This is a genomic window from Yersinia enterocolitica, assembly GCA_002082245.2.
Lineage (GTDB): Bacteria > Pseudomonadota > Gammaproteobacteria > Enterobacterales > Enterobacteriaceae > Yersinia > Yersinia enterocolitica_E.
The window spans coordinates 270574-284733 of the sequence record NBTC02000002.1; the positions used below are offsets into that span (position 1 = coordinate 270574).

Genomic DNA, 14160 nt, shown 5'->3' on the forward strand with positions numbered 1-14160 from the left:
TCTTGCTTACAAAAAGTGGCCAAATTTTCCAACAACGCCTAATACCACGGTCAGCCCGATGAGTCGCAGAGGGCTCCAGCCACGGCGCACTAACCAGTACATCGTGAGGGTGTATACCAGTGGAAGGAAGGCTGGCATCAGTTTGTCGATAACATCGGTTTGCAGCTTAACCACAGCATCGCCTGCGGTGATTTCAAGCGTGGTGGACAAGCGAACGTAGGTGGCGACAAGTGCACCGATCACCGTCATCCCAACGATAGACGCCGCTCGCCCCACTTTAAGTGTATTGGCTTTGATAAGCGGGATAGCTGCGACACCCATGCGATAGGCATAGTGAGCAAGCCCGAAACGAAGCCCAAGATGGACGACATTAAACATCACGAGAAATACGATGGCGCCGAGGATCGAACCTTGCAGAGCCAAACTGGCTCCAATACCGCCACAGATGGGGAGCAAGGTCAGCCAAAACATCGCATCACCAATTCCTCCCAGTGGCGCACCAACAGCGATTTTCGTACTTTGAATACTGTTCACATCCTGTTTTGAACGTTCCATCGCCAGTATGATGCCGATGACAAACGTCACCAAGAAAGGATGGGTGTTGAAGAACCCCATATGGCCTTTCATCGCCCGCGCCAGATCATTTTTATTGGTGTGGATCTTTTTCAGCGCGGGCAATATGCCATACAGCCAGCCAGAAGCCTGCATACGCTCATAGTTAAATGAGGCTTGCAGCAGCATGGAACGCCATGCCACGCGGTTGATATCTTTCTTTGTCAGCTCCGCACCGATACTTTGGTCTTCATAGATATTGTCGTTGCTATCAATGACCGGCTTTTCAGTGACGTTAGCGCTTGGCAGAACCTGAGTATTAGATGCCATCTTCGAATTCCTCTTTCTGAGTGCTGGAAGTCTGCTGCGGAGTTGAGTCTTTACGCATGAAATCGATTAACGCCATTGCCAAGGCTGCGGCGGCAATCGCCAGTACCGGCAGTTTCAGCCAGGCCGCAGCAACAAAGCCAAGAATGAAGTAGGGGATATAAACGTTTTTCATCATTATTTTCAGCAATACGGCAAAGCCGATTGCAGGCATGATGCCACCGGCGACACCAAGGCCATCTATCAGGCGGGCTGGCAAGACATCAATGACCGTCTTCGCATGCTCAGCACCAAAATAGATGGGCAAGAATGCACACAGAAAATAGAACGTCCCCAGAGCCAGCAGGGCCAGATAATTAACGTGTTCAATGCCGTCGGTATCCGCATTTGCCGCCATCCGGTCGCAGCGCGCCATCACACCAGACATGATAGAGAACAAGAAGGTGATGCCCATTTGCACCGCCACGGCGAACGGCACGGCAACCCCAACCGCGACCTCCGGTTTTACACCGGCAGTAATAGCAAAAGCCGTGCCGACAATAGTACCGATAATCACATTCGGCGGCTGGGCACCGGCCAGTGGAGCAAGCCCCATCCAGACCAGTTCCAGAGTACCACCAGTGAGTATCCCCATATGAAGGTCGCCAAGGATCAGGCCAACCAACGGCCCAAGGACCACCGGGCGGTGCATATGTGTCAGGCCGTTGAACATATCCAAGCCAGCAATAAAGGCCAGAATCCCCAACGCGGATGCCTGTAATAAGCTAATTTCCATAGAAAATACCTCAGAGGAGTTTGTAGAGATCCTGAGCGGGCTCGGTCGGCACGCCCTGAATAAAACATTCCACCCCTGCTTTTCTCAGGCCATAGAAAGCGGCAATATCCTGATCATCGACAGAGACGGTTTTCGCTATTTGTTGTTTACCTTCGGCATAATGCATGTTGCCGACATTGATTCGGGCCACGGGTACGTCACCGTTGACCAGCGTTAGAAAGTCTTCGGGACTTTTGCAGACCAGTAAAATTTTCTGCCGATCGGTTGCACGATGAATATTGTCGATCACTTTTTGCAGTGGCCAGAAGCGCACGGCAATCCCTTCTGCCAGAACCATTTCCATCAGGTTTTGTTGAACCTGATCTTCGGCAACTTCATCATTGGCAACCAACACCAGATTTGCTCCGGCAAAACCAACCCATTGAACACCAACCTGGCCGTGAATCAGGCGCTCATCAATACGACTTAATACAATGTTTGGCATGTTTTATTCCTTATTATCATTGTGTTAATGGGATGACGATGTTCCCATGCAGGCTGCATGGTACTGGCGCAATACATCCTGAATATGGTCAATAATCAGTTCGTGCGGTGTTGCCGCGAGCCGGCCTTCACGGACCTTAACGTATTGAAGTGGCAGATACTGGCTGATCAACGGCAAGGGCAGCGGTTTGTCCGTTAAATTATTTACTAACCGAGCATAAGCCTCGTCAATGTGGTGATCGGGCCAGTAGTAACGAACGCGATCAGAATAGCTGTAGCCGCGCGCCAGACGACGTTCATCGTTATTACCGTGATAATGCTGTTTCCAGTGCTCCGGGTGTTCCTGCATGACGCTTTCCAGCACATCTCGTAGCCCCGAACATTGGTATGCGGGGCGGAGTTCCTGCTCGATAGCGGCCAGTGAAAATAGCGCTTCACGTAACGCGAAAGTGAGTGCCGGACCCACTTTCAAAATGGCAAAGTGGTGCTGAACTAGCTGTTGTAGGGCGAGCGGAGTTTGGTAATCGGTGGAGTGAGCTTCAAAGACCATCGTGTCAAACTCTTCGATAGTCTGGCTCAGAGCAAGAGATTTCTCAGGTTGATAATCAATAACATGAGTATGATCGAATTCTACACCGGGTTGGACGACTAGCCCGATAATGCGTGGCCACAGGTCGTGCAGACCTTGTTGTTCAAAAGCATGACGATGAGCCTCAAGCGTTGCTTTTGCCGCTTGGGGAGAGGTGACCACCAGCGTTGACAGCGTTTCATGTGCTCCTCCTGGAACAGGGACTTCCGTTCCAATAACATAAACCAGATCAGACGAACCTTGTTTTTCCTTGCGGGTCTGTTCTGCAATTAAGGCAAGCCTTGCTGCTCTCCCGGCGACGATTTCATCTGTTAATGGCACGGGGTCATCTGCACAAGACATACTGCAATCAAGGTGAATTTTCTTAAAGCCAGCCGCGACATAATGGCGAATAAGTTCTTCTGCATGAAACATAGCCTCTGCGGCTGGGGCGTTTTGCCAGCGATTTGGCCCCAGATGATCGCCCCCTAACACCAACTGATTGCGAGGGAAGTGGTGTTTATCCGCCATTTGCTCAACAAAACCACGGAAGTCATCTGGGGTCATACCGGTATAGCCGCCATACTGATCCACCTGATTGGAGGTGGCTTCTATTAATAAGATGGATTGCGCGTCCCGGGCGTGGCGCATTGCTGCTTCCAGAACCAATGGGTGAGCAGAACAGACGGCAAAAATGCCACATCGCTTATCGTGCTTATGGTCGGCCACAAACTCGGTTAAATGTTTCACTTTCCTCTCCGTATGGGGTTTTGATTACTTTAGTCTTTCGGTTTGTTTCATTGATACTGCTTTATGGGTTGATAAAAACAAAACGAAAGATAATGGAAATGGGATCTGTTTCGCAAAAGAAACATAATGAAAGGCTTTTTTATCGGGTGGTAGCACGGTTTGGCCTGATGTAAAGACTTGCTTTCCGGCAAAAGAAAGGTGTTAATAGATAAAGTGAAATGAAACGAAAGGCTTTTGGGAAGGATCTGATATGAGCAATACCGATTCAGTAATGGACAAGCGTATAACGGGTACCAGTGAAAGGCGTGAGCAGATCATTCAGCGGCTTCGTCAGCAAGGAAGTGTTCAGGTTAATGATTTATCGTCATTCTTTGGTGTTTCTACGGTGACTATCCGCAACGATTTGGCCTTTCTGGAAAAGCAGGGGATTGCTGTACGTGCATACGGCGGTGCGCTGGTGTGTGATGCTGGCACACCTGGCGTTGAACCCACGGTAGAAGATAAAAGCTCCCTTAATATTTCTTTAAAACGCGATATTGCTCGCGTTGCTGCAAATCTGATTAAACCTGGGCACCGTGTGATTCTAGACTCGGGCACGACCACTAATGAAATAGCGCGTCATATGCGTAATCATAAGGAGGTCATTGCTATGACAAACGGTATGAATGTGGCGAACGCGCTGCTTGAGGCTGAGGGCGTGGAATTGCTGATGACAGGAGGGCACTTACGCCGCCAGTCCCTTTCCTTCTATGGGGATCAGGCTGACCAGTCCTTGCAAAATTATCATTTCGATATACTTTTTCTGGGGGTAGACGCCATCAGTCTTGAGCGCGGTGTGAGCACGCATAATGAAGACGAAGCTCGCCTAAATCGCCGAATGTGTGAAGTCGCGGAACGCATCATTGTGGTCACTGATTCCAGTAAATTTAACCGCTCCAGCCTGCATAAAATAATTGATACCCAGCGCATACATATGGTTATCACCGATAAAGGTATTCCAGAGGAAAGTTTGAATGGATTACGAAAAGGTGGGATTGAAGTGCTCCTTGTTGGGGAATAAAAACCGTCTCTTGACCACCTTTTAGCCTACCCCTATTAAAGTAAAGTCCCAGCCAAGAGGCCGGGACTTTGTCAGTAATCTAAGGGGAAGCGTGCTGTTCGGGCCGTAAACGACGCGAAACGCCGGAGTGCCCGTTGGTACGCTTAACCCTTGGTTCTTCTGGTGGCTAAGCCCCAGCAGGAACCGCATGCGCGGTGTTTTTCAGCACCGGTCCGGTATACTTCTCAATCTCAAGCTGCGCCATTTGCCCACAGTTACCCTGCGCCAGACTGGAAGAACCAATATCGAAAGTCAGGCAGTTGATATTGCCGTTCTTACAAAGGGAACCCGGTACCGCTGGATCCGCCGGGTCAAACCATGCCCCTTCGCTGATGCGCACCACCCCTGGACGTACATCTTCAGATACCACAGCACCTACCAATATCTGCCCACGGTCATTGAACGCACGGACTAAATCGCCATTAACAATGTTACGCCCCTTGGCATCCTGTGGGCTTATCAGTATCGCTTCCCGATCGGCCACGGCGTATTTTTCACGTAGTGGTGTGTTATCTAACTGTGAATGCAGCCGGTTGATTGGGTGTGCGGTGTTTAGCGACAGTGGATATTTCTTCGCTTCCACCCCGCGATACCATTCATGAGGTGGCATCCAGGTCGGGATCCCCTGACAATCGGCGTATTCCATTTTAGCGATAGTATCGGAGTAGATCTCAATCTTGCCAGATGGGGTACCCAGCGGGTTGAGCAATGGATTGTCACGATAATCAGCAAAGCGCACCCACTGCTGGTTCGCTTCGGGGATAGGGAAGCGAATGTAGTTGTTCGATTGCCAGAACATATCGAATGGCGGCAGGGCGACCCGTGCGGTACGGGCCTGTGACTTCATATCGTCGTACATCGCTTTCAGCCACTGAGTCTCATCTTTGCCCTCGGTAAAGGCATCAATCACCCCCAGCTTGGTGGCCATCGCCGCGAAGATATCAAAATCATTACGCGCTTCATGCTGTGGCGGTACGCACTGGTGCATCGGGAAGACATAAAGTTGTGAGTAGTCGCCGCCCATTTCCAGATCATTACGCTCATAGCTGGTGGTCGCCGGTAATACAATATCGGCGTGCTTGGCGGTGGCGGTCCAATAGGGTTCGTTAACCACAATGGTTTCAGGGTGCTGCCAGGCTTTCACCAGATTGTTGGTATCCTGATGCTGATGGAAAGTATTGCCACCGGCCACATAGACCATTTTGACATCTGGATAGGTGACTTTGGTGCCATTGAAATCAATGACTTTCCCTGGATTGGCCAAACATTCGGCAATCCGCGCCACTGGAATCGGCGATGGTGAGTTCTTCGGTGCACTCCCGGCAGAAATCCCCGGTAAAATGCCGCCCTTGGCCGTTGGGCTACCGCCAGAGGAGTAGTGATAGCTGAAGCCAAAGCCGCCACCCGGCAGGCCAATTTGGCCCAGCATTGCCGCGACCGTGACCAGTAACCAGTGTTGCTGCTCACCGTGATGCTGACGTTGAATCCCCCAACCCCCCATAATCATGGTGCGCTGTTTAGCCATATCTCGCGCCAGTTGGCGCAACACATCGGCATCCACACCACTGATATCCGCCGCCCATTCTGCGTTTTTCGGCTGACCGTCAGTTTCACCGAGCAGATAGGCCTGGAATTTATCAAAACCAATAGTGTAGGTTTTTATAAAGTCAGGATTATGCAGTTTTTCTGTCAATAGCGTATGGGCGATACCGATCAACATGGCGCTGTCGGTATATGGCCGTGGCGCAATCCATTGTGCATTGGTGAATTTAGCACTGTCGTTATGCACCGGATCAATACTGATAACTTTGGTACCTTTCTTTTTCAGCGCTTCAAAACCAGTTTGACCCACATGATCGGGGATATTCCAACTGTTTTTCAAGGTGATCATTGGGTTACAGCCCCAGAGGATCACCAGTTCACTGTTATCTACCACGTTTGGCCAGGCCGTCTGCTGTTCGTAGACCTCCATTGACCCCATGACGTGGGTCATAATCACCTGTGCCGCACCGGTTGAATAGTCACCGGCATAGCCCAAAAAACCCCCACTCAGGTTCATTAAGCGTTGTAGTAGCGTGCGGCTGTTATGTAGCATCCCCACACTTTTCCAGCCATAAGATCCGGCGTACAGCGCTTGCGGACCGTGGTCTTTCTGCACCCGCACAATTTCGCCGCATACCAGTTCAGTGGCTTTATCCCAACTGACGCGTACCCACTCATCCCGGCCACGCAGTTCGGTATGGCTGCCGGGGCCGCCTTCCAACCAACTTTTACGCACCATCGGGTATTTGATGCGGTTATCGGCATGCACCTGATAGGGTGCCATAGTGATCAGGTCATTCGGCCATGGATCATCTTTGACAGGTTGCACACCGATCATCCGGCCGTTCTCAACGATAGCTTCAAATGCGCCCCAATGAGCGCCGGTCAGAATACCTTTTTGCGCCTGACGCAGTGCCAGAAACTGAGGTAATGCCTGACTGATGGCTTGGGCTAATGCAGATTTGGGCCACAGGCCACCAACGATAGGCAATACAGCCAGTGCGCTGGTTCCGAGTAAGAAGCGACGGCGGCTCATTTCTAACGGTTGTTGTTCGTATTTAGTCATTTTCGCCTCTTATTTACAGCTTGGCCGGCATATCACTGGCATGTTTTTGTACATACTGTGTCATCACACGCAACTGTTCCTGAGTCAGGGAGGTGCGTGGTGCCATGCCTTTGATTACCCCAATCCATTGGTTAGCGTTGAAGCGATCCAGTGCGGTTAAACCGTGGCAGCCGGTACAGTTGGCCGACATCATATCTGCGGCATAGCGCCAAATTTTCTGTTGATCATCAACGAGTTGTTTCTTAGGTAACCACACCTGTAGTGCAACTTGATGCCAAACCAGATTGGTTTCTGCATCGGTTTGCGTATTCAATGTTTTCAGCGCTTTTTGTGCGTCCTCGCCCAGTAATACACTCAGAATACGTTTCCCTTGTGCGGCATAGAACACTTCGGCCACCCCATCTTGCTGCCAGCCTTTAACATCAACCAACACCTGATCACCTTGCTGTTTTACCACTTCAACTTGTGTTGAGGGCATCAGGTTACCGGCGTTATGGCTGTCACCAGCATTCATAAAGAAAGGCTCGGTGGCGATGGTATATAAAGTGGTCGCCGTTGCGGGTGTTTGTGCCGCCGCCGTTGCCAACTCTGCCGCGCCAGCCTGGGTCACCTCACTCATATCCGGCAGGATATGGGCCACACCTTTATGGCAATCGATACAGGTTTCACCTTGCTTAATTGCCACCGGATGCTGAATCCGCGCTTCAGCACTTTGCCCGGTGATATCCATCGCATCAAAGCTGTGACATGAGCGGCAAGTGGCCGAGTCATTCTCTTTTAGCGTTTTCCATACCGACTGCGCCATGGCGAGTTTATGGGCTTCATATTTCTCAGGTGTATTAATAGTGCCAACCATTTCACCGTAGATATCTTTGACCGCGCGGATTTTGGTCCACAGATAATCAAGCGGTTCGTGTGGCACATGGCAGTCAGCACATTCAGCACGGATGCCTTTGGTGTTTTGGAAGTGGACACTGCCTTGATATTCAGCCAATGGCTGTTGCATGGTGTGACAGGACACGCAGAACGCGGTATCACTGGTTTTATGAAAGACGGTGGCGGTACCTGCTAATAGTGCAGCACCAATAATGATGCCGATCAGCAGGAGCCATAACCATCCCCACCGGCGTCGCTTCACGAAGCCAGTTTGTTTCTTGCTCATAAATTGCCCCACTTAATATATCTAATAGTTATTGGTAAAACGAAGTTATCTAATGCCTCGATACTCAAAAGGCCAGATAATCTGCCAACATACCCTTATCTACTAGCGATAAGTATTTCCCATAAAATAAGTAGGTCTATTGTAGGGGGATTTGGTGCTGATGACTAACTCGTTAGGGGTATTTAGCAATATTAGTTCAGATTTGCTGAATATAAATGCGAGGTATCAGTCAGTTTTAGCGCTATACCACAAATAACTCTCTGAATTAAAGGGTTATATACCTTGTTATATAACCTAAATAATTCAAGTTACAGGAAGGCGGCAACGAAATGAACCCAAGGAGTTGAGATAACTCAATGACTCGGGTGAGTGATGGCAGCCAACGCACATGCAGCTTGAAGTATGACGGGTATAGCGCTATTTTTTAGTCGAAGGGATAATAGAACTGCTTATTTAACCATAAATCGATGGCATGACGACTGGCTTCAAAATGAGGTTCGGGTAATTCCCGCGGATTGCACCATAGCCATTGCTGACACTTGTCTGGTTCTTTCAGCTCTGGCTGCCCACCGGCGTGTTGCGCCAACAAGCAAACGGAAACGGTATGTTTACCTTCTGCGCGCCAGGTGGCGATGTTATTGCATAACGCGATAACACTTATATCTTTGATATTTAAGCCTGTTTCTTCGGCTATTTCACGTTTTGCGGCTTGTTCAAAAGACTCTCCAGCCTCCATGTGACCACCGGGAATCGACCAATAAGGGGCGTGCTGACCGCAACGTTTACCCAGTAACACCTCACCTTGTTGATTAACGATAATGACACCCACACCGACTGCAACGGACATTGTACGGACTCCTGTTAAATGAAGGTCAGCAACCATCAGCTATTATGGTTTTTTTACTGCTGACGGAGTTATATTCACCACGAAAATGTGCGGGCTGTCAAAAATCCATCAAGAATAGAAGCAGAAAACTTGCATATATTCTCAGTCGGAAACACACTACTTGAAACGTTTCAGCGTTATCTCGTCACCAAATGATAAAGGGTAACGCTCCTTTTTCTCATTAAAGCTGAAACGATTCAATTTCAGCAAGAGAGGAGATTTATGTTCCAGTTATCTACGCAAGATATCCATCTGGCTGCACAGGCAGACAGCAAAAACGATGCTATTACTCAGGTTGCTGCAGCACTTACTCAGGCTGGCTGTGTTGCCGCCGCTTATGTCGATGGCATGCTGGCCCGCGAGCAGCAAACCTCTACTTACCTGGGTAATGGCATTGCCATTCCACATGGTACCACTGATACTCGCGACCTGGTGCTAAACACCGGTGTGCAAGTTTTCCAATTCCCGCAGGGTATTGCATGGGGCGAAGATCAAACCGCCTATATTGTAATCGGTATCGCCGCGCGTTCAGATGAACATCTGGCATTGTTACGCCAACTGACCCATGTATTAAGTGATGATGCCGTTGCTGCACGTCTGGCGAAAACTACCTCGGCTGAAGAGTTACGCAGTTTGCTGATGGGTGAGCAAAAAACCGCTGAATTCCATTTTGACACGTCACTGATCGCAATCGATGTGGCGGCTGACAATCTGATCACGCTGCAAGCACTGAATGCCGGTCGCTTGCAACAAATTGGCGCAGTAGATGCTCATTTTGTCAGCGATGTCATTACCCGTGAGCCACTCAATTTGGGACAGGGTATCTGGCTGAGCGACAGTACTGAAGGTAATTTGGTCAGTGCTGCCACAGTAAGCCGCCCGGTAGCTGCATTTGAGCACCATGGCGAAAAAGTGGCGCTGTTGCTGACGCTCTCCGTGGCCGATGACCAACCGCTGTCGGTATTGAACTATTTAAGTGATTTACTGTTGGCGAAAAAAGCTGACGCTTTGCTGAACGCTGATGCTGCCGCCTTGCTAGCGTTGCTCACCAGTGAGTATGTCGAGCAGAATGAAGTATTAAGCGCTGAGTTTGCTATCCGTAATGAACACGGGTTACATGCGCGCCCAGGGACGATTTTAGTCAATACAATCAAACAGTTTACCAGTGAAATCACCGTGACCAATCTGGACGGCACCGGTAAACCCGCTAATGGACGTAGTCTGATGAAAGTTGTGGCTTTAGGGGTTAAAAAAGGCAATCGCCTGCGCTTTACCGCCAGTGGTGAAGATGCACAAGCAGCATTGGATGCTATTGGTGAAGCTATCGCCGCCGGTTTGGGCGAGGGGGCAGCATGAGCAGAAGAGTTGCAACCATCACGCTGAACCCAGCTTATGATCTGGTGGGTTTTTGCCCTGAAATTGAACGCGGTGAAGTTAATTTGGTGAAAACTGCCGGCCTGCATGCCGCTGGTAAAGGGATTAATGTTGCCAAGGTGCTGAAAGACCTAGGGATTGATGTCACGGTCGGTGGCTTCCTGGGTAAAGATAACCAAGACGGTTTTCAACTGTTATTCAGCGAGCTGGGTATTGCTAACCGCTTTCAGGTGGTACCGGGCCGTACTCGCATTAACGTCAAACTGACAGAAAAAGATGGCGAAGTGACCGATTTCAACTTCTCCGGTTTTGAAGTCAATAAACCGGATTGGGATCGTTTTGTCACTGACTCGCTGAGCTGGTTGGGGCAATTCGATATGGTCGCGGTCAGTGGTAGCTTGCCCGAGGGCGTAAACCCTGATGACTTTACCGATTGGATGAAACGCCTGCGTAGCCAATGCCCGTGCATTATTTTCGACAGCAGTCGTGAAGCATTGGTCGCAGGCCTGAAAGCCTCACCTTGGTTGGTGAAACCCAATCGTCGTGAACTGGAGATCTGGGCGGGTCGTCCATTACCTGAATTGGGTGATGTGGTAGAAGCTGCACACGCTCTGCGTGATCAAGGGATTGCTCATGTGGTGATTTCTCTCGGGGCTGAAGGGGCATTATGGGTCAATGCGTCGGGTGCCTGGTTGGCAAAACCACCCGCCTGTGAAGTGGTCAGTACCGTCGGTGCTGGTGACTCCATGGTCGGTGGCCTGATTTATGGTTTGTTAATGCGCGAGTCCAGCGAGCACACGCTGCGTCTGGCAACAGCAGTTGCAGCTTTGGCGGTGAGTCAGAGCAATGTTGGTATTACGGATCGCCCGCAGTTGGCAGCCATGATGGCAAGAGTCGACCTGAAACCCTTTAATTAATCCCTGGAGGCGAAATGAAAACGCTACTAATAATAGACAGTTCGCTCGGGCAGGCCAGAGGCCACCTTGCGACACTGATGTTGGGTGCTGCGGCGGCAAAAGCAGGACTGAGCTGGGTTGAGAATGCCACTGATGCAGAGCTGGTGATTGTCGCCGGGCAATCAGCCCCGGCTGACAGTGCGCTGAACGGTAAAAAACTCTATATCGGTGATGTGGAAAAAGCGGTGCGCGATCCTGATGGTTTCCTGGCGCAAGCCATTGCGCAGGCTAAACCTTACCAGGCTGCGGTTGCTGTCGCACCCGCGACCACCACGGTGGTTGGCCCGAAACGTATTGTGGCTATTACCGCCTGCCCGACAGGCGTAGCACACACCTTTATGGCTGCTGAAGCCATTGAAAGTGAAGCGAAAAAACGTGGCTGGTGGGTGAAGGTAGAAACCCGAGGCTCCGTTGGTGCCGGTAATGCAATTACACCAGAAGAAGTGGCTGCGGCTGATCTGGTGATTGTTGCTGCGGATATTGAAGTGGATTTGGATAAGTTTGCTGGCAAACCGATGTACCGTACCACGACAGGTTTGGCGCTGAAGAAAACCGTACAAGAACTGGATAAAGCACTGGTTGAAGCTGAAGTCTATCAGCCTAAAACCGGCAGCAGCACCGGTACCAAAAAAACAGAAACCGGTGGTCCTTATCGTCACCTACTGACCGGTGTGTCTTACATGTTGCCAATGGTGGTTGCTGGCGGCTTGTGTATTGCCCTGTCATTTGTGTTCGGTATTAAAGCCTTTGAAGTGAAAGGCACATTGGCTGCCGCCTTGATGCAAATTGGTGGCGGTTCTGCTTTTGCGCTGATGGTACCTGTTCTGGCCGGTTTCATTGCATTCTCAATTGCTGATCGTCCGGGTCTGACCCCAGGCTTGATTGGCGGGATGTTGGCAGTGAGTACCGGGGCTGGTTTCCTCGGCGGTATTATCGCAGGTTTCCTGGCCGGTTATGTGGCGAAAGCAATCAGCACTAAGCTGCGTTTGCCGCAAAGTATGGAAGCACTTAAACCGATATTGATTATTCCACTGGTAGCGAGTCTGATAGTGGGTTTGATTATGATTTATGTGGTCGGTACGCCGGTGGCAAAAATCATGGCAGGTCTGACTAACTGGCTGCAATCCATGGGTACCGCCAATGCCGTGTTGTTGGGGGCTATCCTCGGCGCCATGATGTGTACCGATATGGGGGGGCCGGTGAACAAAGCCGCCTACGCGTTTGGTGTGGCACTCCTGAGTTCTTCTGTTTACGCGCCGATGGCCGCTATCATGGCCGCAGGGATGGTTCCTCCGCTGGCGATGGGACTGGCAACACTGTTGGCACGTCACAAGTTTGACAAAGGTGAGCAGGAAGGGGGCAAGGCTGCATTGGTTCTGGGGCTGTGCTTTATCTCTGAAGGGGCAATTCCGTTTGCTGCCCGTGACCCGATGCGTGTCTTGCCGTGCTGTATCGCCGGTGGTGCGCTGACAGGTGCATTGTCTATGGCATTCGGTGCGCAACTGATGGCCCCACACGGTGGTTTGTTCGTGTTACTGATCCCTGGGGCAATTCATCCGGTGCTGCTGTATCTGGTGGCAATCATTGCCGGTACCGTATTGGCCGGTGGTCTGTATGCGATGTTGAAACGCGCTGATGTCGTGGTCGCAAAAGCGGCATAAGCCTGGCATCATAAGCTTCACCCATAAAAAACCGGCCTTATGTGCCGGTTTTTTTTATGTTTACTCACTGTGATTCGGCTAAATACCATTCAGCTAAACGTTAGCTTGTGAGTTCAGCTTGTGACTTCAGCCAGGCTATCTCTTCAGCCCAAATATCAGGATTGACCGTTTCTAAAATCAGCGGGATATTATCAAAACGGGGATCACGCATAATATAGCTGAACACGGTTTTACCAATATTGCCCTCACCGAGACTGTGGTGTCGATCGACCCGGCTGTTAAATTCACTTTTCGCATCATTAAGATGCATACCGCGCAGATACTGAAACCCGACGATATCGCTAAGTTGCTTGAAGGTATGTTCGCAATCTTCTTCCGTGCGCAGATCATAACCGGCAGCAAAAGCATGGCAAGTATCAATGCAGACACCGACGCGGCTCTTATCTTCCACCCCATCAATGATGGCGGCCAGATGCTCAAACTTAAACCCCAGATTACTGCCCTGACCGGCGGTGTTTTCAATCACTGCTGTCACCCCTTCACTGACATCGAGCGCCATATTGATAGATTCGGCAATACGTGCCAGACACTTATCTTCATCAATTTGCAGTAAATGGCTGCCTGGGTGGAAATTCAGTAATGACAGCCCCAGTTGTTGACAGCGGGCTATCTCGTCGATAAAGGCTTCGCGGGATTTTTCTAGCGCTTCAGTGACGGGATGGCCCAGATTAATTAGATAGCTGTCATGTGGCAGAATTTGAGCGGAGCTATAACCGTATAGCTCACAAGCTTGCTTGAACTTCTCTATCACATCTTCTGCCAGCGGTGCGGCACGCCACTGACGTTGATTCTTGGTAAACAGGGCAAAGGCGGTGGCCTCAAGTTCGTGCGCCCGAATAACAGCCTGGTCTACACCACCTGCTGCGCTGACATGTGCACCGACAAATTTCATTCCATTC

Annotated in this window: 12 protein-coding genes; 4 read left to right on the forward strand and 8 right to left on the reverse strand. The window is 50.4% G+C overall.

All coding sequences use genetic code 11. The features are described 5' to 3' along the window. Positions 1-6: 6 nt before the first annotated feature. The 4 genes from A6J66_002585 to A6J66_002600 are packed head-to-tail and all read right to left on the reverse strand — an operon-like array spanning position 7 to position 3455. Positions 7-882, reverse strand: coding sequence for a PTS N-acetylgalactosamine transporter subunit IID (locus A6J66_002585; GenBank protein PNM23171.1), 876 nt, complete (start codon positions 880-882; stop codon positions 7-9). After that, the gene (locus A6J66_002590; protein PNM23172.1) at positions 872-1654 is read right to left on the reverse strand and encodes a PTS mannose/fructose/sorbose/N-acetylgalactosamine transporter subunit IIC; all 783 of its coding nucleotides are present in this window, start codon (positions 1652-1654) and stop codon (positions 872-874) included. Before A6J66_002590 ends, A6J66_002585 begins: the two co-directional genes overlap by 11 nt. A 10-nt stretch (positions 1655-1664) precedes the next feature. Continuing rightward, positions 1665-2138 (reverse strand): PTS N-acetylgalactosamine transporter subunit IIB, encoded by a 474-nt coding sequence (locus tag A6J66_002595; GenBank protein PNM23173.1) that lies wholly within the window; start codon positions 2136-2138, stop codon positions 1665-1667. 24 nt (positions 2139-2162) lie between these two features. Further along, positions 2163-3455 (reverse strand): tagatose-bisphosphate aldolase, encoded by a 1293-nt coding sequence (locus A6J66_002600; GenBank protein ID PNM23174.1) that lies wholly within the window; start codon positions 3453-3455, stop codon positions 2163-2165. A gap of 250 nt (positions 3456-3705) precedes the next feature. Here A6J66_002600 and A6J66_002605 point away from each other — a divergent pair, with 250 nt between their 5' ends. Next, positions 3706-4515 (forward strand): DeoR family transcriptional regulator, encoded by an 810-nt coding sequence (locus A6J66_002605; protein ID PNM23175.1) that lies wholly within the window; start codon positions 3706-3708, stop codon positions 4513-4515. A gap of 166 nt (positions 4516-4681) precedes the next feature. Here the strand turns inward: A6J66_002605 and A6J66_002610 are convergent, their stop codons facing one another. From A6J66_002610 to A6J66_002620, 3 genes are all read right to left on the reverse strand, one after another. Next, the gene (locus A6J66_002610; protein PNM23176.1) at positions 4682-7162 is read right to left on the reverse strand and encodes a trimethylamine-N-oxide reductase TorA; all 2481 of its coding nucleotides are present in this window, start codon (positions 7160-7162) and stop codon (positions 4682-4684) included. 13 nt (positions 7163-7175) lie between these two features. After that, positions 7176-8324: a cytochrome C gene (locus tag A6J66_002615; protein ID PNM23177.1), complete on the reverse strand. Its 1149-nt coding sequence runs from the start codon at positions 8322-8324 to the stop codon at positions 7176-7178. 424 nt (positions 8325-8748) lie between these two features. Beyond that, entirely contained in the window at positions 8749-9171 is a 423-nt protein-coding gene (locus A6J66_002620; protein PNM23178.1) for an NUDIX domain-containing protein, read from the reverse strand. A 261-nt stretch (positions 9172-9432) separates the two neighbouring features. Here A6J66_002620 and A6J66_002625 point away from each other — a divergent pair, with 261 nt between their 5' ends. Genes A6J66_002625 through A6J66_002635 form a run of 3 tightly spaced genes read left to right on the forward strand, consistent with a single transcriptional unit; the run spans position 9433 to position 13201 of the window. Beyond that, positions 9433-10566, forward strand: a complete 1134-nt coding sequence (locus tag A6J66_002625; GenBank protein PNM23179.1) for an HPr family phosphocarrier protein — start codon at positions 9433-9435, stop codon at positions 10564-10566. Then, complete coding sequence (locus tag A6J66_002630; GenBank protein PNM23180.1) at positions 10563-11501, forward strand: 1-phosphofructokinase; 939 nt, start codon at positions 10563-10565, stop codon at positions 11499-11501. Before A6J66_002625 ends, A6J66_002630 begins: the two co-directional genes overlap by 4 nt. Positions 11502-11515: 14 nt before the next feature. Continuing rightward, positions 11516-13201: a PTS fructose transporter subunit IIBC gene (locus tag A6J66_002635; GenBank protein PNM23181.1), complete on the forward strand. Its 1686-nt coding sequence runs from the start codon at positions 11516-11518 to the stop codon at positions 13199-13201. A 100-nt stretch (positions 13202-13301) separates the two neighbouring features. On the opposite strand, the gene A6J66_002640 is transcribed toward A6J66_002635, so the two are convergent. Continuing rightward, the gene (locus A6J66_002640; GenBank protein ID PNM23182.1) at positions 13302-14153 is read right to left on the reverse strand and encodes a deoxyribonuclease IV; all 852 of its coding nucleotides are present in this window, start codon (positions 14151-14153) and stop codon (positions 13302-13304) included. Positions 14154-14160 lie beyond the last annotated feature (7 nt).